The organism is Methanocalculus taiwanensis (genome assembly GCF_024372745.1).
Lineage (GTDB): Archaea > Halobacteriota > Methanomicrobia > Methanomicrobiales > Methanocorpusculaceae > Methanocalculus > Methanocalculus taiwanensis.
Map to the genome: position 1 here is coordinate 72,985 of NZ_VOTZ01000005.1, position 24,544 is coordinate 97,528.

General features: G+C 50.0%; 24 protein-coding genes. 14 read left to right on the forward strand and 10 right to left on the reverse strand.

Translation table 11 applies throughout. The features are described 5' to 3' along the window. The first annotated feature begins 22 nt into the window (after positions 1–22). Positions 23–1,933: a PINc/VapC family ATPase gene (locus tag FTO68_RS03640; protein ID WP_255332012.1), complete on the forward strand. Its 1,911-nt coding sequence runs from the start codon at positions 23–25 to the stop codon at positions 1,931–1,933. Positions 1,934–1,960: 27 nt separating this feature from the next. Further along, positions 1,961–4,747 (forward strand): leucine--tRNA ligase, encoded by a 2,787-nt coding sequence (gene leuS / locus FTO68_RS03645; protein ID WP_255332013.1) that lies wholly within the window; start codon positions 1,961–1,963, stop codon positions 4,745–4,747. A gap of 6 nt (positions 4,748–4,753) precedes the next feature. Here the strand turns inward: leuS and FTO68_RS03650 are convergent, their stop codons facing one another. Continuing rightward, entirely contained in the window at positions 4,754–5,068 is a 315-nt protein-coding gene (locus FTO68_RS03650) for a DUF5611 family protein (protein WP_255332014.1), read from the reverse strand. A 35-nt stretch (positions 5,069–5,103) separates the two neighbouring features. On the opposite strand from FTO68_RS03650, the gene FTO68_RS03655 reads away from it, so the two are divergent. Together FTO68_RS03655 and FTO68_RS03660 are read left to right on the forward strand one after the other, a co-directional pair. Continuing rightward, a complete protein-coding gene (locus tag FTO68_RS03655) occupies positions 5,104–5,832 on the forward strand; it encodes a proteasome assembly chaperone family protein (protein ID WP_255332015.1) in 729 nt (242 codons plus the stop codon). 5 nt (positions 5,833–5,837) lie between these two features. Continuing rightward, positions 5,838–6,230 carry a DUF473 domain-containing protein gene (locus FTO68_RS03660; RefSeq protein ID WP_255332016.1) on the forward strand — a complete coding sequence of 131 codons (393 nt, stop codon included), beginning with the start codon at positions 5,838–5,840 and terminating at the stop codon, positions 6,228–6,230. 8 nt (positions 6,231–6,238) lie between these two features. Here the strand turns inward: FTO68_RS03660 and FTO68_RS03665 are convergent, their stop codons facing one another. Genes FTO68_RS03665 through FTO68_RS03680 form a run of 4 tightly spaced genes read right to left on the reverse strand, consistent with a single transcriptional unit; the run spans position 6,239 to position 9,327 of the window. Further along, complete coding sequence (locus tag FTO68_RS03665) at positions 6,239–6,808, reverse strand: flavodoxin family protein (protein ID WP_255332017.1); 570 nt, start codon at positions 6,806–6,808, stop codon at positions 6,239–6,241. A gap of 36 nt (positions 6,809–6,844) precedes the next feature. Next, the gene (locus FTO68_RS03670; RefSeq protein ID WP_255332018.1) at positions 6,845–7,588 is read right to left on the reverse strand and encodes an MIP/aquaporin family protein; all 744 of its coding nucleotides are present in this window, start codon (positions 7,586–7,588) and stop codon (positions 6,845–6,847) included. A gap of 16 nt (positions 7,589–7,604) precedes the next feature. Beyond that, positions 7,605–7,811, reverse strand: coding sequence for a DUF2180 family protein (locus tag FTO68_RS03675; RefSeq protein ID WP_255332019.1), 207 nt, complete (start codon positions 7,809–7,811; stop codon positions 7,605–7,607). A 16-nt stretch (positions 7,812–7,827) separates the two neighbouring features. Continuing rightward, complete coding sequence (locus FTO68_RS03680) at positions 7,828–9,327, reverse strand: DUF2193 domain-containing protein (protein ID WP_255332020.1); 1,500 nt, start codon at positions 9,325–9,327, stop codon at positions 7,828–7,830. Between the two features lie 318 nt (positions 9,328–9,645). Here FTO68_RS03680 and FTO68_RS03685 point away from each other — a divergent pair, with 318 nt between their 5' ends. Next, positions 9,646–10,428, forward strand: coding sequence for a response regulator (locus FTO68_RS03685; RefSeq protein WP_255332021.1), 783 nt, complete (start codon positions 9,646–9,648; stop codon positions 10,426–10,428). A 121-nt stretch (positions 10,429–10,549) separates the two neighbouring features. Here the strand turns inward: FTO68_RS03685 and FTO68_RS03690 are convergent, their stop codons facing one another. Both FTO68_RS03690 and FTO68_RS03695 read right to left on the reverse strand, forming a co-directional pair. Continuing rightward, complete coding sequence (locus tag FTO68_RS03690) at positions 10,550–11,296, reverse strand: MJ1433 family protein (RefSeq protein ID WP_255332022.1); 747 nt, start codon at positions 11,294–11,296, stop codon at positions 10,550–10,552. A 58-nt stretch (positions 11,297–11,354) separates the two neighbouring features. Continuing rightward, a complete protein-coding gene (locus FTO68_RS03695; protein WP_255332023.1) occupies positions 11,355–12,554 on the reverse strand; it encodes an SLC13 family permease in 1,200 nt (399 codons plus the stop codon). 126 nt (positions 12,555–12,680) lie between these two features. Between FTO68_RS03695 and FTO68_RS03700 the strand changes: the two genes are divergently transcribed. Next, on the forward strand, positions 12,681–13,157 hold the full coding sequence (locus FTO68_RS03700) for a hypothetical protein (RefSeq protein ID WP_255332024.1): 477 nt from the start codon (positions 12,681–12,683) through the stop codon (positions 13,155–13,157). Positions 13,158–13,159: 2 nt separating this feature from the next. Here the strand turns inward: FTO68_RS03700 and FTO68_RS03705 are convergent, their stop codons facing one another. Next, on the reverse strand, positions 13,160–13,837 hold the full coding sequence (locus FTO68_RS03705) for a 2,5-diamino-6-(ribosylamino)-4(3H)-pyrimidinone 5'-phosphate reductase (protein ID WP_255332025.1): 678 nt from the start codon (positions 13,835–13,837) through the stop codon (positions 13,160–13,162). Positions 13,838–13,932: 95 nt separating this feature from the next. Between FTO68_RS03705 and FTO68_RS03710 the strand changes: the two genes are divergently transcribed. From FTO68_RS03710 to FTO68_RS03740, 7 genes are all read left to right on the forward strand, one after another. Then, positions 13,933–14,904 (forward strand): EF-Tu/IF-2/RF-3 family GTPase, encoded by a 972-nt coding sequence (locus tag FTO68_RS03710; protein WP_255332026.1) that lies wholly within the window; start codon positions 13,933–13,935, stop codon positions 14,902–14,904. A gap of 75 nt (positions 14,905–14,979) precedes the next feature. After that, entirely contained in the window at positions 14,980–17,472 is a 2,493-nt protein-coding gene (locus FTO68_RS03715; protein ID WP_255332027.1) for a PAS domain-containing protein, read from the forward strand. Next, positions 17,469–17,837, forward strand: coding sequence for a response regulator (locus FTO68_RS03720; RefSeq protein WP_255332028.1), 369 nt, complete (start codon positions 17,469–17,471; stop codon positions 17,835–17,837). The genes FTO68_RS03715 and FTO68_RS03720 overlap by 4 nt, the downstream gene beginning before the upstream one ends. A 147-nt stretch (positions 17,838–17,984) precedes the next feature. After that, a complete protein-coding gene (locus FTO68_RS03725) occupies positions 17,985–18,761 on the forward strand; it encodes an ABC transporter substrate-binding protein (RefSeq protein WP_255332029.1) in 777 nt (258 codons plus the stop codon). Positions 18,762–18,889: 128 nt separating this feature from the next. Further along, positions 18,890–19,567 (forward strand): amino acid ABC transporter permease, encoded by a 678-nt coding sequence (locus FTO68_RS03730; RefSeq protein WP_255332030.1) that lies wholly within the window; start codon positions 18,890–18,892, stop codon positions 19,565–19,567. A 1-nt stretch (position 19,568) separates the two neighbouring features. Further along, the gene (locus FTO68_RS03735; RefSeq protein ID WP_255332050.1) at positions 19,569–20,315 is read left to right on the forward strand and encodes an amino acid ABC transporter ATP-binding protein; all 747 of its coding nucleotides are present in this window, start codon (positions 19,569–19,571) and stop codon (positions 20,313–20,315) included. A 10-nt stretch (positions 20,316–20,325) separates the two neighbouring features. Then, entirely contained in the window at positions 20,326–20,994 is a 669-nt protein-coding gene (locus FTO68_RS03740; RefSeq protein ID WP_255332031.1) for an amino acid ABC transporter permease, read from the forward strand. Here the strand turns inward: FTO68_RS03740 and FTO68_RS03745 are convergent, their stop codons facing one another. Then, positions 20,995–21,159, reverse strand: a complete 165-nt coding sequence (locus FTO68_RS03745) for a hypothetical protein (protein ID WP_255332032.1) — start codon at positions 21,157–21,159, stop codon at positions 20,995–20,997. A gap of 2 nt (positions 21,160–21,161) precedes the next feature. After that, positions 21,162–23,246, reverse strand: a complete 2,085-nt coding sequence (locus FTO68_RS03750; protein WP_255332033.1) for a SpoIIE family protein phosphatase — start codon at positions 23,244–23,246, stop codon at positions 21,162–21,164. Positions 23,247–23,332: 86 nt separating this feature from the next. Between FTO68_RS03750 and FTO68_RS03755 the strand changes: the two genes are divergently transcribed. After that, a complete protein-coding gene (locus FTO68_RS03755; protein WP_255332034.1) occupies positions 23,333–24,535 on the forward strand; it encodes an NAD(P)-dependent malic enzyme in 1,203 nt (400 codons plus the stop codon). Positions 24,536–24,544: the final 9 nt, after the last annotated feature.

Consider the following 24,544-nt stretch of genomic DNA (forward strand, 5'->3'; position numbering starts at 1 on the left):
AGATGATAATGGTAGAATTTTTATGAAACTGGTACCTGATACAAGCGTTGTCATTGATGGGCGCATAACATCAATGATCAAAACCGGTGAATGCAAAGATGCAACAATAATCATTCCTGAGGCTGTTTTCGCAGAACTTGAGGCACAGGCAAACCACGGGCGGGAGATCGGTTTTTCCGGTCTGACAGAGATCCAGGAACTCTGCAGAATGCGGGATGAGGGGCTGATCGAACTGAAATTTGTGGGCGAACGTCCAAAGCTGGAGCAGGTGAAACTGGCGAGCGGCGGCGAAATCGATTCGATGATCCGGAATGCCGCCATTGAGTACGAAGCCTCATTTATGACCTCCGACATCGTTCAGGCGGAGGTTGCACGGGCAAAAGGGATCCCCGTCATCTTCATGAAGGCGCAGCAGGAGAACTTCACACCGCTTGGGATCGATCACTTTTTTGATGAGAATACCGTTGCCATCTATCTCAAGGAGCGGGTAGCTCCCTATGCCAAGAAGGGGCGGTTGAAGGAGATGCGACTTGAACAGATACGCGAATCCCCGATGACCGAGTATGAGCTCAGGAAACTGGCACAGGAGATTCTCGAACGTGCAAAACGCCATCCTGATGGCTTCATCGAGATTGAGAAGAAGGGTGTGACGGTTGTACAGATTGGATCGCTTCGAATCGCAATCACCAGGCGCCCGTTCTCTGATGGAATGGAGATCACGGTGATCCGTCCGATCGCAGATATCTCGCTTGAAGATTACAGCAGATCTGATGAGATTAAAGAATCGATCATCAGCGGGAGATCAGGCACGCTCATCGTCGGTCAGCCAGGCTCAGGAAAATCGACACTGGCGCAGAGCATCGCTATATTCCTTGCGGATCGCAATTTCGTCGTGAAGACGATGGAGACACCCCGTGATCTTCAGGTGCCGGATCATATCACTCAGTATACGGCACTGGATGGGAGCATGGAACAGACGGCAGAACTTCTCAGCCTCGTCCGGCCTGATTTTGTCATCTTCGATGAGATCAGGAAACCGGGTGATTTCTCGATCTATGCCGATCTCCATCTTTCGGGCATTGGCATGATCGGTGTTCTTCATGCACACAGGGTTCAGGATGCAATCCAGCGGCTCCTTTCACGGATTGATTTCTGTATCCTGCCTCAGGTGATCCCCTCGATCATCTTCGTCTCCGAAGGTCAGATCGAAAAAGTCTATTCGGTTACGTTATCGATCGGCTATCCGACTGGCCTTGAACAGCTGGGAATGGAGCTCTCTCCCTCACCGATCGTTACGGTAGCAGATAACGAGACCGGCCTTCCTGTGGTTGAGATCTTCCGCTATGGCGGGGAGACGATTGTGTATCCGGCACATCAGTCAGCTGTTCCTATGGAAAACCCCTGCAATGATGCTGCTGATGAATTAGTATCAGAACCTGAGGTTCCAACACAGTGGCAGATGATTGAAAAAGAGATCCTAAAAGAGATCGGCAGATTCACGGAAGGGGATGTGGATGTCCGGATGATCTCGGATTCAAAAGCCACTGTCTATATCGAGGATCGTGATATACCGGCTGCAATTGGAAAAGGAGGGAAAAATATCGCTTCAATTGTCAACAAGGTCGGTGTCGGAATTGATATCCGTTCACGTTCGGAACTGGATGCTTCTTTGGTCAAAGGAATTGAAGAGCCAACTGCTCAAGCTCAACCCTCAGAGGGGGTGACGATCAGGACAGATAAGAAATACCTGATTCTTGCCTGTCCTGAGCATGCCAGCAAGATCGTCGATGTCTTCTCCGGTAAGGAATACCTCTTTACCGGAACCGTGGAAGAGAACGGGGAGATCCTCCTTGCACGGAACAATTCCATTGCACAGGAGATGCTCAGGCGGGATGCTGAGGGTGAAAAGATAACCGTTCGTCCGGTGGAGTAACATAAAAAAATGATGAGGGGATTAATTGTGGGTGATTTGGAACTGAGATTGTCTGAGGCGGATGTTGAAGAGGAATGGAAGACTGCGTTTCATTCCGATCCATCAGAGAAAGAGAAGTGCTATATCAATGTTGCATATCCATACCCAAGCGGTGCGATGCATGTCGGGCATGGGAGAACCTATATTGTTCCGGATGTAATAGCCCGGTTCTGGAGAATGAGAGGGCGTCAGGTCCTCTATCCGATGGCATTCCATGTGACCGGCTCGCCGGTTATCGGGATATCAAAACGGATTGCTCGCGGAGATGCGAAGACGCTTTCCCTTTATCGTGATCTCTATAAAGTGCCCAGTGATGTTATTGATCGTTTCTCCGATCCCCTGGCAATAGTCGATCATTTTTCAAATGAATACCAGCGGGTAATGAGTAGGCTCGGCCTTTCGATCGATTGGCGCCGCAGGTTTACCACAATCCTTCCCCAATATTCAAAATTTATTGAATGGCAGTACAGCCATTTAAATGGACAGGGACGGGTAGTCCGGGGTGAACACCCTGTCAAGTACTGTCCGCAGTGCGACAACCCGGTTGGCGATCACGATCTCCTCGAAGGTGATAAGGCGGAGATCGTCAGGTTCATCTTCGTCAACTTTGAAATGGACGGCTATATTATACCCTGTGCCACACTACGCCCTGAAACGATCTATGGTGTGACCAATCTCTGGGTCAATCCGGATGTCAGGTATGTGAAGGCAGATGTTGATGGCATCGCATGGCTCCTCTCGCGTGAGGCAGCAGAGAAGCTTGCACTCCAGAAGCATACGGTGGCAATCACCGGCGAGGTTGATGGATCTGAACTCATCGGAAGGACTGTCTCTCATCCCCTCTGTGGAAGTGTCAGAATTCTTCCTGCAGGCTTTGTTGACCCTGACATGGGATCGGGCATTGTTATGAGTGTTCCGGCACATGCCCCCTTTGATTATATCGCTCTACTGGATCTCCAGAAGAAGGGAGAGTATACCGATATTGAGCCGGTATCGCTTATCAAGGTTGATGGATATGGAGAGATACCGGCGAAGGAGGCGGTGATCCGGCATGGAATCGTCGATCAGCATGATCCAAAGATGGATGAGGTCACCCAGGAGGTCTATTCGGCTGAGTTCTCACGCGGGAAACTCCTTGCACGCTGCAGGGAGCATGAAGGAAAGCCTGTCCGGGTTGCACGTGAGGATGTTGGCGCTGTCATGGAGGCAGAGTACGGATCGATCTGGTTCTATGATTTCGATCAGCAGCCTGTCATATGCAGGTGTGGAAGCCGGGCCTATGTACGAATCCTCGATGATCAGTGGTTCCTCACTTACAGTGATTTGGAATGGAAACAGCAGGTACATGATCAGATAGAGAAGATCGCACTCGTCCCGCCTGAGGTGCGGGCAGAGTTTGACCGCACCGTTGACTGGCTGAAGGACTGGGCATGCACCCGGCGGGTCGGGCTCGGTACACGGGTTCCCTGGGATCCGAAATGGCTCTTTGAGCCGCTCTCCGACTCAACGGTCTATATGGCATACTATACGATTGCCCATCGGATCAGCGGGATACCGGCAGAATCCCTCACCCCCGAGGTCTTCGACTATATCTTCCTTGGGAGAGGGAACCCAGTGAATGTCGATCGCACCACCCTGGATGCGCTCAGATCAGAGTTCCTCTATTGGTACCCATACAATTACCGGTTCTCGGCAAAAGATCTCATCTCAAACCACCTCACTTTCCAGCTCTTCCACCATCGTGCCATCTTCCCCGATGAACTTCAGCCAAAAGGGATGGTCGTCTTTGGTATGGGTCTTCTGGATGGTGCGAAGATGTCATCATCTAAAGGAAATGTCTTCCTTTTGGAAGATGCTGCCGAGGAGTTTGGCGCAGATACTGTACGGATGTTTCTGGTCGGGTCAGCCGAGCCCTGGCAGGATTTCGACTGGAGAAACGAGCTTGTATCGTCTGTCAGGAAACAGATTGAACGGTTTATCGGGTATATTGCAGAATCAGGGGGGGTAACCGGAACAACCGATGTTGATGCCTGGCTTTCATCCCGTCTGCAAAGGCGGATCGCAAAAATGACAGAGTCACTTGAGCTATTCCAGACCCGGCAGGCGCTTCAGGAGGCGTACTTCGGGATCGAGTCGGATCTGAAATGGTACCGCCGACGTCTGCCTGCCGGATCACCCGGTGGCGCAGTGCTTGGTGAAGTGTCAGATGCATGGGTCAGGCTCCTCGCCCCGGTCATACCCTTCACCTGTGAATCGCTCTGGCGTGAGATGGGGCATGACGGGCTCGTCTCGTTTGCAGAATGGCCTGCCCCCGATCAGACCCGGATTAACCCGGAAATTGAGCTTGCGGAAGAGCTTATTGTCCGGACTATCGAGGATATCGAGTCGATCATAAAGATCATCCAGGTAACGCCAGGCCAGCTGACTATTCTGCTGGCACCAGAATGGAAGTACGAGGTATTCAGGCGGGTTGCTGCTGCTGAAGATAAACGTTCGGTGACAAAAGAGCTGATGAAGGATGACTCGATGAGAAAGCGCGGGAAAGAAGCGGCAAACACCATTTCACAGGTGATCAAGCTGATTCACAGCCTCCCCCCGCAGCTTGTAGAGGACATTTCCTCATTGGCACCGGATGAGTATGAAATCTTCACACATGCCGTCACGTTCATCGAAAAAGAGTTTTCAGTGAAGGTTAAGGTGCTGCATGCTGAGGCAAGTGGCCATGCAAAAGCCGGGATGGCACTCCCCTTCAAGCCTGCAATAGTGATTGAGTAAAAATAATTATTCTTCTTTTGGCTTTGCCCGTTTTACTCGTTCTTTTGTTGAAAAGCCGGTGAGAAGATCGAGGTATTGCCTGAATTTCTTATTTGATTCGAGGATCTCATCATCAGCTGCCTTGATATCTGATTCGGTATCCACAAATGCCGTCTTATTGTTGGCGCCAGGCCAGACTTCAAGCCTTTTTATCGCTTTGTACGAGATGATGTAATGGCCGTCTTTTTGATCTGGCTCGCTTCCGAAGATATCAGTTAAACCCTGTTTCATCCGTTCTACAAGGTCTTTTGTCTGCCCTCTTTTGACTGGATATTCCTGCATAGTATTAATGTAGGTGGGGCGTCTATGTAATTTTAATGTCGAATGAATCTAGTGATCTCACAATCATCTCACGCGATCTCACAGATAAGGGATCGGTTGTGATGATGGGATTCCCCGGTTCCGGGCTTGTCGGGAGTATCGCCCTTCAATACCTGGTTGATCAACTGGAATTTTCCCATATCGGCGATATAACCAGCCGGTTCTTTCCCCCGATGTCAATGATGCAGAAGGGTGTTATTCATGCAGCGGTCAGGATTTATGAGAAGGAAGGTTTTGCTGCACTTGTTGCGGATATTCCCATTCATCCTGCGATCTGTTATGAGGTAGCAAATGGTATTCTCGACTGGCTTGCGGAGTACGATGTGAAAGAGATCGTCACCATCGCCGGGATCGTGACCAATGAAGCTGAAAAGAGGGTTTTTGGTGTGGCAAGCGATGAGGAAGCTGTCTCGAAGATCTCAGATCATACGATCATCCTCCCGATGGGCAGCATATCAGGTATCGCATCAAGCCTCCTGACCGAATGCAAATTGAGGAAGATCCCCTGTATCGGCCTTCTCGGAGAGACAGTTAATAACCCCGATCCACGGGCTGCGGTGTCGGCTATTAATGTCTTAAATGATCTTTATTCCCTGAATCTCGATACCGCACCATTGCTCGAACAGGCAGAGGAGATCGAAATGACGATGCAGCGGCTTGCCGAGGAAGTGCAGGGATCGGACGTACCGCAACAGAAGAAGGAAAATCTTCCGATGTACGGGTGATCGAGATGATGGTAGCGGCATTAACTGGCATATCCCCACAGGTGATAGCTGACCTCAAACTTGGCAGACCCAGAACCATTGAACTTCAGAGTGCCCATAATATTATCACCTTATCTGAAGTAAATCCCGGCGATCCAATCTTTCTTACATCTGTTGCCCCAGAAGATCTCTCTCCGGGTGATTCAGGGATTATTCTCGAAGTGCAGATGGTCTCTATCTCGATGAAACGTATGATTGAGTATTCACATGCCAGCTTCTTTGAGGAGCGGGAGAGAACCTCTGCACGCGTACAGCTGAGATATTGCGGCACATCGATTGTAAAGGAGGTTGGGAATCTTGGGTGTTGCAAGGCAGCCCGTGTGGATGTGGTGAAGTGCACCTGTTTCCACGCGGTATGATCCTGTAATTATTTTTTCAGCTGATTGATACAGAACCCGACATTCTCCCCGAACCTGCGGATGGTATCAAGCCCTTCGGTATCGTTCTGGACCTCACCCTGATCTTTTCCAAAGGCGATATTCCAGTAGGTGGATCCACAGACGATCATATCATTTATCAGATAGAACATCAGGAGTTCCTGGATGGTTGCAGTATGTCCGCCTCTTCGGGCAACAGCGATCGGCCCCCCGACCATCCGGGAGAGGAACTGGTCATTTCCACGGGAGATCATGCCAATCCTCTGGAGTGCCGACATCAGGTCGCCGCGAGCAGTCCCGAAGTAGACGGGTGTTCCAACAATTAATCCATCTGCGGATCTGATAGTTTCGATCATCTCATTTAAACCGTCGTCGATTGCGCATCTACCGGTCTTCTTACAGGAATAGCATGCGATACAGGAGGCGATCTGTTTTCCCCTGAGGCTGATATCCTCTGTCTCGACGCCCTCTGCATGGAGTGCCTTTTTACATTCTTCAAGTGCATATTCGGTATTGCCCCCGGCACGGGGGCTTGCATTGATCAATACTACTCGTGCCATGATGCTCTTCTGATTGATCCGGCTGATAAAAAAAGATTATTCTGTGGTGAGCCAGTCATAGAGGAATACTGCGATGAGTGCCCCTGCAATTGGCCCTATGACATAGATAGGAAAGAACTCCCAGAAGTTCTGCCCTCCAAGGAGGGTGTTTCCGAGATACGGACCAAATGTGCGTGCCGGATTCAATGATGAACCAGCGATATTGCCGGTTGTTGTGATAATGCCAGCAACAGTGAGACCGATGATCAGCCCGGCAAATCCTTCCGGCGCCCGTTTATCGACAGCCACCCCCATGATCACGAACATCAGGAGAAAAGTCCCGATCGCTTCTACAAGGATCGCTTCGGTATAGGAGATCCCATGGAATGGTGCGGTTGCTCCAAGCCCACCGATGAGAACGGCTTCAGGTCCGGTGCATCCGAAGAAGAGAATGCTTGCAAGTACTGCTCCAATCAGCTGTGCGATAATATAGGGGCCGACATCGGATGTCGGGAACCTCTTTGTTGCCCAGAGTGCGATTGTGACTGCCGGGTTGATATGTGCTCCGGATATCCTGCCGAGTGCATAGATGGCACCGGCAATGGCAATCCCAAAGGCCAGACCGATGGCAAGCCAGTCTGCAAGACCCCCGAAGTACCCTATCCCGATATTGAACTCGGTAAGCGGCTCAGTTCCGGCAGAGAGCATCAGGGTGATGGCCGCCGCTCCCGCTCCAAAAAAGACGAGGAGGAAGGTCCCGATGGTCTCAGCCACACATCGTTTGGCAAGTGATATTGTCAATCACAAACACCTCCGATCATGTATGGAACGCCTCATAGCAGGGAGGACAGAGGATTCGTGGAATGTTATGCTTCAGCTTTTTTGCCGGGAAGGGATAGCCTCCTTCCCAGTTTTCAGTCTCTTCCCTCTTCGCATGCTCCATACAGATTCCCATGCCGCAGACTATGCAGATTGCGACAGCATCCGTATCTTTCCCCTCTTCTGCGCAGATATAACATTTCATATCTGTCACCTCCTGCTCACACCGCGTCCCGGTATTCACAGTACTGGTGCCTGAAGTCAACAAGGCATGCGGCTGCGCAGTCTTTACATGCTCTTACCGGGGCAGCCGGGGTCTCCTTGTGAAGTGCAATGATGTTCGTCATCATCGTTGCGGTCACCGGCTCACTCGTTAAGAGGCATGGATAATCAGCAAGCCTCATCAGGGCAGATGCCCTGACCGTTATTGCACAGGCCGGGTATGCATACCATTGCGGGTTCATCAAAACCTCGTTCTGATCGACTGGAGAGAGGTCGATCTCACATCCTGCAACAATTGGTTTGAGGATATCATCGGATCCGGCTTTTGCCCTCCGGGCACGATCCAGGATCTTCCATCCGCGGTAGATCATGTCCATGAAGTCGCAATTATGCAGTTCAGCTGCAGCTCCACGGGTCGGTTTGAGCTGGACAAAGTTATGGAACCTTTTTGTGAGGAGATCAACGATCATCGGGGCATTGAACCCGTCAAGCTCGAGGATATATTCGGTAGCACAGGCGGATGCGCCGGTGACGACAGAGAGAATATCATATTCGCTCTTCAGCTTTGGAACAGCAGCGTCGAGGGTCTTCTCCATTACACCGGTAACAGCCTCGATCGTTGCCATGATCACATCGTCCTTGCACATATTGAATGTGGACTGGGCAATGTGGTGGGCGATATCCCCGACACAGTATGCAGGAATGGTGACGATATTTCCATAATGCACCCCATCATCCACGGCCTTTTTCACTGCCGGGGTAAGGAGGCGGCGGTACTCATCCATATACTTCCTGACATCAAAGGATACGTGCCCAGCCCCATCCATCAGTTCAGCCTGGGCTGCTACCGGGGTCTTATAGATCTTCTGAACCTGCTGCACCTCCTTCTTCGATGCATCGGCGAGAGAATCACCCTCTTCAACCCGTGTAGCGAAGACCTCACCGACGCCGTACGATGTGTTCATACCCCATGATTTTGAGGCAAGAATTGTCTGTTTGTGGTCTACTGGAATTTTTGTCTTCTTCAGGATCTGGTTTACAACATTGCTTGTACTCCCCGGGATCATGGCAAAGTCAACAACACAGGTGGGTCCGTAGAATCCTGCATATCTCCGTGCGGATTCCCTCCCGATCAGCGCATCGGATTTTCCGATCTGAGTGACAAACGTATCCAGGCTCTTTTTGAATTTCGGATCTTCATCACTGAGGATCTCAAGTACGACTGGTGTCTGATAATGTTCAACAAAGGGATCGTCTTCAGGCCGGATAGTCTTTGTCAGACCTTTCAGTGCGGTAAAGTGGGCAGTGACCGAAGTCTTGTGAAGGTCGATAACTGCTGCACTCTGGCCTGAAGCTGCCTTCATCTTTTTGACAGCTGCAACATAGGGTTCGGCATCGGTGATAGAGAATGCTGTTCCACGCTTCTTTTTTATCGTCTCAACATCTGCCCGCTGGGCAGCCATCGCTTCTGCGATTATCTTTTTATATAGGTCGGACATTGGTAACACCTCTAAAATCGGGCATCTGCCCGATAAACTGGACTATTCATTCTAACTTACTTAACACTATCGCTCGAAAAATTTTAATTTAAACTCAATTAAATGAGATGCTGTCATAATATATATGCCTCAAGTGATTCTTCGGAAATCTGCTTCCTTTCCGTTACCTTTTAGAAAACACATATAACAGAACAATCCAAATACTATTATACTTGTGTCATGGTTGCATCTGCGATATGCCGGTTTCCGGGATGTTTCAAGTGGATCCGGCTATGTGACCCTGGTACCTTCCTATGTGATGATGGTGGCCTGATCCGTATGGCAGCAATACAGATTCTTATCGTTGAAGATGATCCGATGATCGTTGAGATGCTGGCTGTCATGCTAAGGAAACTCGGGTATGGGATTTCAGGTATTGCAACATCTGCTGATGAGGCGATCATGCAGGCGATTGAGGGCACACCCGATCTCGTCCTGATGGATATCGGGCTTGAAGGGAGGGCAAACGGTATTGCTGCTGCAACGATAATTTATCAGTTCTTCTCAATACCCGTTGTCTTCTGCACAGCCCATAGCGGAAGTGAAGTGATAAATGTCGCTAAACAGGCCCAGCCTTTTGGCTATATCACAAAACCCTTCACCGATCGCGATCTCTTCAGCGTCATTGAGATTGCCATCAATAATTATCTCTCGACGCGGACCTCGGGAACAGATGCCAGAAAATTCAAGGAACTGCTTCATATAGATGCGGGCGTGATGTTTCTTGATACGGGGGGACGTGTCCTCTTCATGAACCCTTACGCAGAACATATCACCGGGATCACCCACAAGCAGGGGTTCTATCATAGTGTTGATAAGGTCATCAACAACTTTGAGATGGCTACAAAAATGCAGAAACAATTCCCTTCTCTCTGGGAGGCAATCCGGGAGAGCGTCGTAATAGGCACCGGTCACGATATCATCATCACAACGCGGAAGGGAAAGAGGAAGGCTGTGCACCTGAAAATTATGGTGAGGAAAAATAACAGAAATGATATCGTCGGCTATATCCTCAAGCTTGATGAGAATATCGGGAAAAGCCGTACCCTGAATAGTTTTTAATCATCATCTATCAGTTTGGATTTTTCATTCACTGCTGGCTCATCACCCTCTATACCAGAACTCTCTTTCTGAATCCTCTTTCTCAAATGTTCAAATCCTGATGGGGAAGCATCCTCCCCAATCAGCCGGCGATCACCGGGTTTGCCTCCTCATCGAAGGGGTTCTTCCGCATCGCAAGCGAGAAGAGATATGGATAATGTGACTTCAGGTAGCGCATATATTCAACCCATTCCGGGGTGAGCTTGTCATATACGCGCCTGATATCATTTGTGAGATGGACAATGTCCGTTTCAGGCAGATTTGAAATATCATTCCTGCTCTCCAGTTCTTCCGAGAGATGGAAGACAGCACGAAGTGCCTCGGTGAATGTTGCATGCTCCAGAAGGACAGGGTTTTCGAGCAGGCGGAGGAGAAAGTCACGGTTTTGGATGAGGAAATCCCGTAGATCCTGAAGATTAATCCTCTGGATCATGACAGTATGTTCTGTGCCACGGAGCTGCTCCCGGATTCTATCAAATTCTGCATCTGTCCAGGAATCCCTGATAAGGAGATTTCCCCTGAACTCATCGAGGTTTGGGTCTGCATCAGAGAAATGCCTCAACAACGTAGCTCCGACTTCCGAGAAGAAGATGCCTATGACCATATTCATCTTCTGAAGTTTTTCACGCTTTGATCGCATTGCGAGCAGCTGGTTTAAGATGAGTGTCACGAGGAGGACATTCACAGGCAAAAAACCGAGCGCATTAAAGATGTATGTAAGTGTGTTGCTCCCCCCTTCGTCTCCGATGATCAGAAACTTAAGCCCGTAGATAATCGCTGTTGAACAGAGGAGTGCTATGCCGAGTTTTGTCTCCCATTTTAATCGCATTGTACCGCACCTTGCAGATTAATGGATGATTGCGGAAGGGAAAAAATATGCTGTCCGTTCAGGTGATGATAAGAAACCAGGTAAGGAACACAACAGCCTGGAGGATCGTCACCGGAATCCCGAATCTCAGGAACTCCATGAAGGTGATAGTAGCACCCCGGTGTTCTGCGTTCTGAATAATGATGATATTGCTTGCAGCGCCAAGTATCGTCATGTTTCCTGCAATAGTGCTCCCCGCAGCGAGTGCAAGGAACATAGCGTCTCCCGCTCCGGCCTCGATGAGCATCGGGATGAGCAGCGCAACGAAGGGGACATTCGAGACGATCTGACTTATTATCAGGCTCCCGGCGATCAGGAGAGGGATTGAAAGGATCTGATTGTCGGTAACTGCCGACTGGATTGCTCCACTTTCAAAGACTGCTGCCATCAGGATGAAAAGGGCGATGAAAAAGACCAGTGTAGCGTAATCCACTTTTTTCAAAATCACAAGCCGCTGCCGGGAGAAGATGATAATCGGAAGGGATGCGATGAGCGCAATACCCGAGAGTCCGGGCCATGGTGTGTGGCCAAGCGATACAAGAAGTATGCGAAGTGCAATCAGAAGAATAAGTAGTGCGAGGGAGATTTTGCAGAGGGCTGCCATCTTCGGATCCTGGATATGCGCCTCTTGCATGATCGGTGAAGGGGAATTTGGCATCTGCGGGATGGTGCGCACCACCATATAATAGAGGATCAAACACGAGATGAGTGTTGGAACTGCGAGGTACAGGGGAAAGGTAAGAAAAGGGTTTGCCATGCCGCTTGAAAGGGCAATGAGAAGATTCTGGGGATTGCCTATCGGGCTTGCCACGCTCCCGGTCGTGATTGCGCCTGCAAGTGCAAGGAGGAAGATCCGATCGGAAATATTGCAGCTGCGGGCAAGGACCAGGGCTATCGGGGTTCCGATAATTGCGAGCGTATCATTCATCAGGAGTGCTGAAAAGGCTCCCATAGTGAAGATAAAGAGAAATATTAGCTTTTTTACCGATCTTTGCGACGCGAAGATCCTGGTTGCGAGATGGGTGAGGTAGCCGCTCTCCTCCATCGCAGCGCCGATGATGAAGACACCGAAGAGGAAGAGCATAATGTCACAATTGATCGCATGCAGGGCGGCAATCAGCCCGATTGAGCCTGTCAGAAGGGCTGTTCCGGCTCCCCCGAGCATGATGCTCCAGATGGGCAGCCTCACTCTTCCTACCTGGCGGCATGCGATTGCCACCAATACAGCTGCAAGAATGAGAGTTGAGTCGTCCGTGATCAGGATTATGCCTGCCAGATAATGAACAATTGCCTCTTTGATCCGATATGCGAAAGCGTCATATAGAAGATACTCCTATTGTGGCATATGAAATATATACATTATCTCCTGATGGCAGTCATTTTGACTGCTGCGCTGTGTGCAGCCGGATGTTCACAGGCACCAGAAGAAGCTCCGCCGGTCACTACTTCCCCACCAACCCAGGCTCCTGTTGAAACTCCTTCAGGCTGGTCCCTTACGCCGGGTCCGATTGGGACGATGCCGGCTGGAAAAGAAGTGTCAGCTACTGCGAGAAAGGATCCACTGAATAATATCATAACTGTTCAGTTTGATGGAGGAAAGGGAATGACCTTTATCACTAAAATTCAGGCTATCCTGTACTCCTCTGATGGAAGAGTTGAGGAGCAGTATATCGAAAGGCCATTATCTCTGGGTAAATCAATCACATTTGACGGAACACGGGGTGCTCCTGATCGGGTGAAGATCCTTGCGTATTACAATACCGGAGAGGTAATTGTTATTAGCGATAAAGTATATCAGAGAGAAGAGGCATTTGCCAAATAACTCTATTCTCTTCTTTTCCACCTGACGAGCAGCCCGTCATCCATTTGCCCGGCATAATCGAGGATGAGCCTTGGGAAGATCGTATCATCAACAAACCCCTCCCCGTCTGCAAGTGTCGGGGCGGTTTTCCCGCCGATTATCATCGATCCTATATAGACATTCAGTTCATCAAAGAGCCCCTGGCTCAGGAAAGACCAGATGACTGTTCCTCCCCCTTCAACCATGAGCAGTGAGATCCCTCTTCTTCCAAGCTCTTCCATGAGGTGCTGAAGATCGACAGAGTCCCTGCCGCAGGTGATGATATCGGCATACTCACTGAGTGCCCGGACTTTTTCCAAATCAGCCTCTTCAGAGACTGCGATGATCCGTACGCCTCCGCCCTTTCTGAGGATATCTGCAGTGACCGGGGTTTCTGCCTTTGAATCAAGTACGATCCGTACTGGATTTTCTTCTCCCGATCGTGCTAAACGCTCCTCCCGGAGCGCAGGTGACTTTACTGTTAGGGATGGATCATCGGATTGTACGGTTCCGATGCCGACCAGAATTGCGTCGCAGTCTGCACGCATCCGATCAACCCTGGCAAAATCATCGGCACCTGATATTCGTACCTGGCGCCGCTCCCGTGTTGACAGTTTACCATCGGCACTCATGGCGGCGTTGATGATGATATATGGTCGCATGTGGAAGATTGTTTGAGGATGAAGCATGATAAAAGCCTGCTCATACCGTATCAGCAGGGGGTTGAATTTTTCCCTGAACCCAGCACATTATGATCATGGGAAATCTGACAGTTGCGGCGATTGCACCCCCGGATATTCTGCGTGAACTTGGAAAGAAGGGCACTTCATCGGATATTACTTTTTATAATATCAAGCGGGAGACAGATACGATAACCCTGATCGAGCCATCACGGTATCCCGAAAGGCTCGCTTCCCTCTTCTTCTCGGTATCGATGGCAAAAGCTGCTATCCTTGTAATCGACGAGATAACCCCGCAGCTGGGGGAATGTATCCTGATGCTGGATTCAGCAGGAGTATCAGAAGGTTTCATTGTGCTCCGGAATTATCTTCAGAAGGATCAGGTAAAACCGCTTTTTGCAGGGACAGTACTTGAAGAGTATGAGTATTGTGATGAGAACTGGATTGAGCTGAAGGAACTCCTCCTGAAACGTGCGGCTCTTGTTGAATCCGGCGAGCCATCGTCAGGGTCAATTTCGCATGGCACAATGGCAATTGATCACCATTTCAATGTCAAAGGCATCGGAACCGTTGTGCTTGGGGGTGTTGTCAACGGCTGCTTAAGAAAGCACGATCAGTTAAAGGTACTTCCCGGTGAGAGAACTGCACAGCTCCGGTCTATCCAGAAACATGATGATGACTCGGGGTATGCTGTAAAGGACGATCGTGTCGGTCTTGCCCTGAAGAATATCGACGCCGAGGATATGGATCGCGGGTTCGTGCTGACAACAGATCCGGCTGTTGTGGTTACTGAAGAAATTCAGGCTGATGCAACACTTGTGAAGTACTGGCCATCGCACATTCACGAGGGGATGGTGCTCTATTCCGGCCACTGGATGCAGTTTATCTCCGGAAAAGTGACCGCAGCTGAATCTGCCGGGGATTTCCGGCATCCGCGGCTGACAATCAGGCTGGATAAGCCCCTTGTCTATCTTCCCGGCGATATTGTGGTACTTCACTATCTCGAAGGTGGAAAACTCCGTATCGTTGGCTCCCTTAAACTTCCCTGAATGCGCGTTTAAGCGGATTTTGGGGGTTAAATGAGGCGAAGTTTTAAATGCTCTATAGGATCAATATATAATTGTATGGGAGATACGAAAACCCTTTCTTATAGTGGAAAGGGAGCGCATTCATCGTTATTCATCCGGTTATGGGTTTTTTCCGCCTTAACGGTGACTGCATATCTCATCACTTATCATGGCATCCAGCATGGTATTCATGATGTTTATCCAGCGCTATTTCTCATTCCGATTGTCTTTACTCCATTTCTCTTCCCAAAACGTGAGACGATCATTGCGGTTGCTATTGCACTTGGATATTTCGCACTTGTCTTTTCACTTGCCGGGAACAATGCATCGATAATTTATGCATCGACTGTGAATTTCATCGTCTTCATAGCATTTGGGGTATTTGTTGCTGTTATTGCGGATCATGTCCGGACAAAAACCGGACAATTCTCAAAATTGCTCGAGTGCTCTGAGTCATGCAACTGGATTGTGGATAGAAAGACACGAAGGATCATTGATATTAACCCTCTCTGTGTCAGCTTGCTGGACTATCTTCCCCACTCGCTTCATGGAGCAGGGATGCAGAGCCTCTGGCGTGATCATGACAGGGCAGATGCCCTTCTTGATGAGATTGAGCGATCCGTATCAGTCACCGATCATGAGGAGGTGCTCATCGGACGGGATGGAATTGAACGTGTTGTCCGTTTGTCCGGCTCGCTTCTCGATGAGGAGTCTGTATTGATCTCTGCTGTTGATATTACCCCGTTGCGTAATGCCGAGATGGCATGCCAGAATACACGCATCGAATATAAGGAGACTCTTGACTCGATAGATGATCCGATCATTGTCATCGGGCCGGATCACCACATTCTTCTGAATAACCGAACAGCACTCAGGCAGGCTCAAAAGATCAGGGGAGTGGTGGATTTAATCGGAAAAGAGATCGTGGATTTCTTCCCCTGTACACGTATCCTAACTGATCCTCATCTTCATGATATGGTCTTTTCAAAGGGAAATTCGATCAAAAAGGAGGTATTCTTTGAAGAGTCCGGGGTGAAGAAGTGGTATACTATCCATATCAATCCAATCAGGCGAGGCCACAATAGCGGGTCTGCAATTGTGATCATCAACGATATCACTGAAAAGAAGAATAATGAGGCATTATGGCGCAAATCCGAATCGGCAAACCGGACAATCTTTGAAAATGCCGGTGCCGGTATCCTCATCATCGATGAAGCCGGTGCGATAACATCTGTCAATGATGAGTTCTGCACGCTGACAGGCTACGAGAAAGAGGAGCTTCATGGGAAGCATCTTGTTCAGCTTCTCTTCCCAAAGAATGCTCATCCGATCATCCATGCCTGTCTCCAGACCGATTCCGTCCATGAATCTCATGAGGAATATGAAGTAAAGATCATAGATGCTCAGGGTGAAGAGCGTGATTGCATGCTCCTGACAGCGCCGATACCTGATACCCGGCACAGGGTTGTTTCAATCATTGACATCACTGAAGAACAGCGTATGCTCGATATGATACTTGAGCAGGAGGCGAATTATCTTCAGCTGATACGCCATGTGCCGGTTGGGATATTCACCTTTGGGAATGGTATACTCAACTTCGTCAATCCTACATTCTGCCAGATCACCGGATATGCAGAGGAGGAACTCCTGGGCGAGCCGATCTCAATAATCTTCTCAAAAGCGGATCAGCTTCCTCAAAAAAACACTCAGGCAGAGATTGTCTTCTCGCGAAAAGATGGCCAGATGTCTCATGGAACCGTGGAGCTGAGGGCATTTACCTCAGATGGTGAGCCGGTCAATCTTGGGATTCTCATTGATATTTCGCTTCAGAAGCATCTTGAAGAGATCCTCAGGGGTGAGATCGAGCGGAGATCCGACTTTGTTATGGTTGCCTCCCATGAATTGCGAACGCCTCTTCAGCCTGTGGTAGGGTATCTGGATCTGATCCTCTCAGACCCGGATGCCTTTACACTCTCGTCTGAAGTGGTGGATATGCTGACCCTCTGCCAGAAGCATATTGATCATGAACGGAAGATCATCGATCGGATGATCGCTTTATCACTTGTTGACTCCGGCAAGATCATGCCTCATGTACAGGAGATATCGCTTCGGAATATGATTGAGGATCTTATCATTGAGTATAATTGCCGTGCTGATGCTGTGGTGAGGAATGAAGTGCCGCCATCCATTATCCTGAAGGGCGATCCTGACCTTCTTTACCATGTCTTCAACAGCATGATCCTCAATGCAGTCAGGTACAATGAACCCCCCCGTGAAGTATCTGTTGAATATAAAAGTGATGAGACTGATCATTATATCAGAATTATCGATAATGGTGTGGGGATTGATGCTGCATCCCTGGAAAATATATTCAAACCATTTCATATAGCAGATCTCAAAAAATTAAAGAGAGAGTATAATCGTCTGGGGCTTGGCCTTTCAATTGCACAACGTTATGTCCAGGTTCATGGCGGTGAGATCACCGTCACAAGCGTCCCTGGTGAGGGGAGTATTTTTACCATACGAATACCCATGAGGATAGTACGATGACAAAGACGGTGATGGTGGTCGATGATGATATCCCCAACCTTACGGTGATGGGACTTCTCTTAAAGAAACTGGGATACACTCCGGTTACGTACAATAATGGGTGGGATGCTCTCGCGGCGATAAAGAATGAGAGGCCGGATCTTATCCTCCTCGATCTGATGATGACCCCGATAGATGGATGGCAGTTTCTTGATGAGGTACGGAAAGAAGGATTGCAGGGGCTTGCAGTGATGCTCTTTACCGCGAAATATATCAAGGATGAGGAGATTGAACCTTATAAGGGTGAGATAACCCTCATTCTTCAGAAACCTGTCTCCTTCAAGGAGCTCGAAGCGACTCTGAACGAGTTCTTCAGTGCCGTGTAATACTTCTGCTGTCTCTTCCATCTCCGTTAATTCATTTTTCCTGACAGGCAGTCCGGATTGTTTCCTCCTGATATTTTTCTCAGCAACCCTGCCGCTCCGTTTCATTTCATAAGGGCTAAATATGATCTTCAACGTAATCTCTATTTCATGAACGCTAAGGTGTGTGCCGCTCTCATTGCGGCAGTTGTGTTATCATTGCTAGCAGCCGGTTGCATGGGTGGGGAAACCCCCGCTCCAGCAGACCGGCCACAGTACATTGTTGGTATTGATGGTGATTACAAGCCATTCAGCTATATCGAATCTGACGGTTCGGCAGCTGGCTTTGATGTTGAGTCCATCCAGTGGATTGGAGAAGAGATGGGATTTGATGTGAAGATCCAGCCGATGGCATGGGACGGCATCATCACAAGCCTTGTCACAAAGAAGATTGACATGGTCTATTCAGGCATGACGATCACCCCGGAGCGGCAGGAGCGTGTCAGTTTCTCAAATCCCTACTGGATTGTAAACCAGGCAGTTGCAGCACGTGCAGATTCCAGTATGACTATCGAGGATGTGCTTGCAGGCAAGGTAATTATGGGTGCACAGCGTGGTAGCACTGCGGCAGATTATATCCAGACAAATCTGGTTGATAAAGGTCTCCTTTCTGAAAATGACTTCAAACTATATACCGGCTTCTCGCTTGCAGTAGCCGATCTTGAGAACGAGCGTGTCGATGCAGTAATGTTCGATGTACCGGTCGTCAATGAATTTATTCAGGAAAAAGGTCTCAGGAAAGTGGGTCTTGTTGAAACTGATGAAGAATATGGTGTAGCAATCCGGAAAGAGGATACCGAGCTCCTTGCCACGATCAACGAAGGTATCGATCGCCTTCAGGCATCACCAAAATGGGATGAGCTGAAACAGAAGTATGGTCTTGAGTAAACGGATCCGGATCAGTATTCCATCCGATACATTCATTCCCCTACCTTTTTCTGATCGCAGGAACAATACAATTGGTAACTGATCTCAAAATCCCCGAGATGCAGGCCGGCTTTCTGTGGTGATCCTGTTTGAGCATTCTCTCCCCCGCCATCATTGATTCTCTCCCCTACCTCTTCTCAGGTATCTTCATAACCCTCGGGCTTGTGATCCTGGCGCTAGGGCTTGGTCTTATGATGGGAATTCCTATGTCGCTCATCCAGGTCTATGGTCCGAGGCCGCTTGAGTATTGTATCCGGACATATATCTGGATCTTCCGCGGCCTTCCGATCCTTGTCCTTCTATTCCTCTTCTACTTCGGTATATTCCCGATGTTTGCACCAGATGTCGGTCCTTTCTGGATTGCTGCGGTTGTACTTGGATTCCGGACTGCAGCGTACCAGTCAGAGATCTTCCGCGGTGCTATCCAGTCTATCAGTGAGGGGCAGATGCTGGCGGCACGATCTCTTGGTATGTCACGTTTCTGCGCGATACGCACGGTGATCCTCCCGCAGGCACTGAGGCGGGCGCTCCCCGGCTGGACAAATGAATACCCTATCCTCCTCACAGACTCGTCAGTCTGTTATGCAATCGGGGTTGCCGAACTCCTGACAAGGGGCAACCAGATCGTGGCACGAATCGGAGATCCGATGACAGTATACATAATCGTCGCAATCCTTTTCATCCTCTTGAATTATGGTGGGCAGTGGATCTTCGGCAGGATCGAGAACCGGTATACAATACCTGGATATGGGCATGGTGATGCATGAGATGACAGATAGCGAGATCATTCTCAGGGTGGAGGATATCCACAAGTGTTATGGCGAGACCGAGGTGCTGAATGGCGTCTCATTCAATGTCCGCTGCGGTGAGACAAAGGTATTTATTGGCCCGTCCGGAACCGGCAAGAGCACGCTGCTCCGGTGCATTAACCAGCTGACCGTTCCAGATAGTGGATCCATATGGCTGAATGATGAGGAGGTGACCCATTCAGGTCCCCTGATCAACCAGTTCCGCCAGAAGATCGGGATGGTCTTCCAGAACTTCAACCTCTTCGATCATTTGACAGCCGTCGGGAATGTCGAGATTGCCCTTATCCGGGTGAAAGGGATGAACAAAGCTGATGCGAGGAAGAAGGCTCTTCTTGAACTAAGCCAGGTTGGTCTACTGGATAAGGCAAATGCCTATCCGGCTGAACTTTCCGGCGGCCAGGCCCAGCGCCTCTCAATAGCGCGTGCTCTTGCGATGGATCCCGAGGTGATACTCTTTGATGAACCGACCTCTTCGCTTGATCCCGAGCTGACCCGCGAAGTACTTGAGGTGATGAGGAGGCTGGCACGGGCTGGCATGACGATGCTTGTCGTCACGCATGAGATGGGATTTGCCCTCTCGGTGGCAAATGAGATCCTCTTTATGGAGCATGGGAAGATCGTGGAGCAGGGATCCCCGTCCGATATTCAGACGAGCCCCGCATTTGCCCGTACACGGCAGTTCCTTGGCACATTCCATGATGATTGAGTAGGCGCATATGATACAACTCCAGTTTGATTTCGATCTCCTGTTACCTGTCCTCTACCAGGGGGCGCTTGTAACACTTGCCCTCATCCTGGTTTCGGCACCCTTTGGTTTTTTAAACGGGATTGCAATTGCGCTTGGAAGGGTTTATGGAAACCGATTTGTATCAAAGCTTTGCCACGGGTACGTCCTCTTCTTTAAAGGATGTCCGCTCCTTCTCCTTCTCTTTATCATCTATTTCGGCCTCCCGTCTGTTGGGATCACATTCACTGCGTTTACTTCAGCTGTAATAGGCTTCATCCTCTGTAATGGTGCATACAACTCAGAGTACATCCGGGGCGGCATACAATCGGTATCAAGAGGGCAGATGACTGCCGCACTTTCACTCGGCATGTCGGGGATGCAGGCGATCAGGAGTATTATTCTCCCTCAGGCTTTGAGAAAATCGCTTCCAGGCCTTGCGAATGAGTTCATTTATCTGATCAAGTACTCGTCGCTTGCCTATATGATCACGGTGATTGAGATCACTGGTGCAGGGAAGATCTTTGCCGCGAAATACTTCGCATTCTTTGAGGTATTCATCATCATAGGTATCTTCTACCTGGCGCTTGTCACCATTGCCGGGCAGGTCATTGCGAGGATAGAGAAGAAGATAGCAATCCCCGGGTTCGGCGGAGTGTAATTATTCATCTTCCATTCCTGCAAAGAAGACCATTTTTGGGGGCCGCCTGAGGACTGCCCCGCAGCGGGGGCAGACAGCCGTATCCCTGCAGGCAGGTCCGCAGGTTGCACAGGTATCCAGTACAACAAAGGTGTTCTCACAATGGGGACAGAACCAGTCTTCCATCCTTAGTCCTCTTTCCCAAGTGTCTTCATCACCAGCAGGGTGATGTCATCAGACTGTGGATGGTCTCCTGCAAATGCACTGATGTCCTCGACGATTGAGGAAATGATTGCAGCTGCTGTTTTATTCTGGATGGTTTTAAGTACTGCCTCAAGCCGCTCCTCCCCGTAGAGCTCCTCGTTCTCATTCTCGGCTTCGGTGACACCGTCTGTATAGAGGACGAGGAGATCGTTCTCATGGAGGGGTAACTCAACGGTTTCAAGTTCAATATCCTCAATCACGCCGAGTGCAATTCCTTCTGCCTTGAGGAGTGTGATGGAATGATCGTCCCCACGCAGAAAGACCGGGGGGTTATGTCCGGCGTTTACATAGGTGAGCGTCTTCTCGTTTGCATCCAGGATCGCGTAGAAGAGGGTTACAAACATGCTTGTCTTTGAGTCCTCACAGATCAGCCTGTTTGCCTGGGTGATCGCCACAGCGGGTGATGGTTCATCTGCTGTGCTTGCCCTCACAAGGGTTCGCGAGAGTGCCATGAAGAGTGCGGCTGAGACGCCTTTTCCAGAAACATCTGCAATCACAAGGCCGAAACGGCCTTCGCCGATTGGAATGAAGTCATAGAAGTCCCCCCCGACAAAGAGAGCTGGTATGCTCTTTGCTGCAAGATCGAATCCCTTAATGATCGGGGCACGGTCCGGAAGGAAGCTTTCCTGGATGCTGCGTGCGATCTCAAGCTCGCGTGAGAGCCGCTCCCGCTCAGCAGTCGTCTTCTCCAGATCGGCTATCATCGCGCTGAGATCCTCTGCCATCTTATTAAAATTGCCTGCAAGTTCGCCAAACTCATCCTCTGTTCCAGTATGGACACGGAATGCCAGATCGCCTCTCCCGATGGCATCTGCCCCTTCGGAGAGCCTTTTCAGGGGACGGGTTATCACCTGTGAAAAGAGTGCGGAACCGGCGATTGCACCTCCAATGAGGATGAGCATCGTAACGATGAAGAGATGCATTGACTGGGTGATCTGCTGGTCGATCTGATCCGCAGTAACTGCCGTCTGGTGGCTGAGTTTCTCACCAGTCAGTACAGCGGGTTCGATGACCGTTTCGACCGGCATGACAATCGCGATGCTCCATCCTGTCGTTTTCACAGGGGCATATGCGACGAAGACATCCTTTCTGTCAAGAGAGATCCTGCTGATACCGGTCTCGCCTCGTACCATTTTCTGCGCGACATATTTGATCTCACGGTTTGGCGCTTCAAGGAGGTTTTCGGTGGTAAAAGACTCATCCCAGAGCTGATCCTCGGCAGTGAGTCCGGGGCGCGTGATGATATGGCCATCTGATCCAATCAGCATGCCATACCCGTCTCCCCCAAATGATGTATCGAGGATCATCTGGTTTATCGTCTCGATGGTGACATCCGCACCGATAACCCATTCCTTTGTCGGATCAGGTATCTGGTAAGAACAGGTGACGGTAAGGCCTGTTTTCCCTGCATCGACATAGGGGCGTGACCAGACAATCCCATCCTGGTTGAGTGCGTTTTGGTACCATTCCCGGATCCTGGGATCAAATTCAGGTGGCAGATCATCTGCGTGCGGGTACAATCTGAAGATCCCGGATCCGGTTCCTATATAGATCCAGGTGATGTCTGTATGTGCGGTCTGTGCAGGGATCATGATCCTTTCAAGGGCTGCAAGCTCCCTCCGTTCCTGTATGTCGGGGCTGGCGCCAGGTGCGATCACCTCTTTTGTTCTGGTAGAGGCGATGGAGATGGTATCTGGTTGAATGTCTTCTGTATAGATGGCAACTGCCCGGATCGCCTTTTCAGTATCCTCAAAATAAAGAGAGGTGTATTCTGCCTGATCGACTGCCATTTTGAGGAGGTACTCTTCGGCATCCTCGATGAGTGCCGCAGTGCTCTCTTCAACCGCCTGGCTGCCGAGTTTCTCGCTTTGCTCGATGGCTGTTCCGCCGAGGGTGGTGATTGCCGAGGATGCAATTCCCCCGGCGATAAGGAGAGATATAACTGAAATGGTGAGGAATGCCAGGAGAATCTTTGTTCTGACGGCCATCGGCGGGATCGGCAGGTTCATCCTCATAAGAGTCATCTGGATGGAATATAAGTGCTTTCTTCGCAGTGCACTGAATTTATCATCTTCTGATACCACTTCTCTTTCATATGGGTCAGAGTATCTATGATGAGGCCCTCCTTCTCCACGAGCTGCATCGGGGAAAGATCGAGGTGCGTGGCAAGGTGCCGGTGAAGAACCGGCATGATCTAAGCGTTGCCTATACTCCAGGTGTTGCTGAGGTGGCCCGGAAGATAGCTGCCGACCCGGAATCTGCGTACCGGTATACACTGAAAGCAAATACCGTGGCTGTTGTCAGCGATGGATCAGCGGTGCTCGGTCTTGGAGATGTTGGAGGTTATGCGGCGATTCCTGTGATGGAGGGAAAAGCCCTCCTATTTAGAGAATTTGCAGGGATCGATGCGTTTCCGATCTGTTTTGATTCCAAAAACGTTGATCTCGTGGCGCATATCAGGAATATCGCTCCGGTTTTTGGCGGGATCAACCTGGAGGATATCGCAGCCCCCCGTTGTTTTGCGATTGAGGCTGCCCTCCAGGATATCGGCATACCTGTGATGCATGATGACCAGCATGGGACTGCGGTTGTTGTGCTTGCTGCATTGATCAATGCATGCAGGGTGCAGAAGAAGAGCCTTGCCGAATTGAGGATCGTGATCAGCGGAGCCGGTGCTGCAGGTACCGCCATCGCCCGCCTTCTCAAATGTGTCGGTGTAAGCGATACCACCTGTATCTCAGTCCGGGATATCATCGTCTGCGATCGGCAGGGGATCATCCACAGGGGACGGCGTGATATCCTTTCTATTCCGCATAAGTATCTCATTGCCCATGAGACAAACGAGGGCAACCGTACAGGGGGGCTTGCCGAGGCGCTGGCTGGTGCCGATGCGTTCATCGGGGTATCCGGACCTGCTCTCGTCACGCAGGAGATGGTCAAATCGATGGCGAAGCATCCAATCATCTTTGCGATGGCAAATCCTGTGCCGGAGATCATGCCCGGGGAGGCGAAGGCTGCGGGTGCGGGGATCATCGGGACAGGCAGGAGCGATTATCATAACCAGATTAATAATGTCCTGGCATTTCCGGGCATCTTCCGTGGGGCACTGGACGTCCGGGCAGCTCGGATCACCGACGAGATGAAAATAGCAGCCGCCCATGCAATAGCTGCATATATTCCGCATCCTACAAGGGAGTACATCCTCCCCTCGGTCATTGATCGTGGTGTGAGCCGGGCTGTGGCAGCGGCGGTTGCTGAAGCCTGGACTGTCTCCTGTACGAGGGAAGCTTTTATCTAATCAGAACCA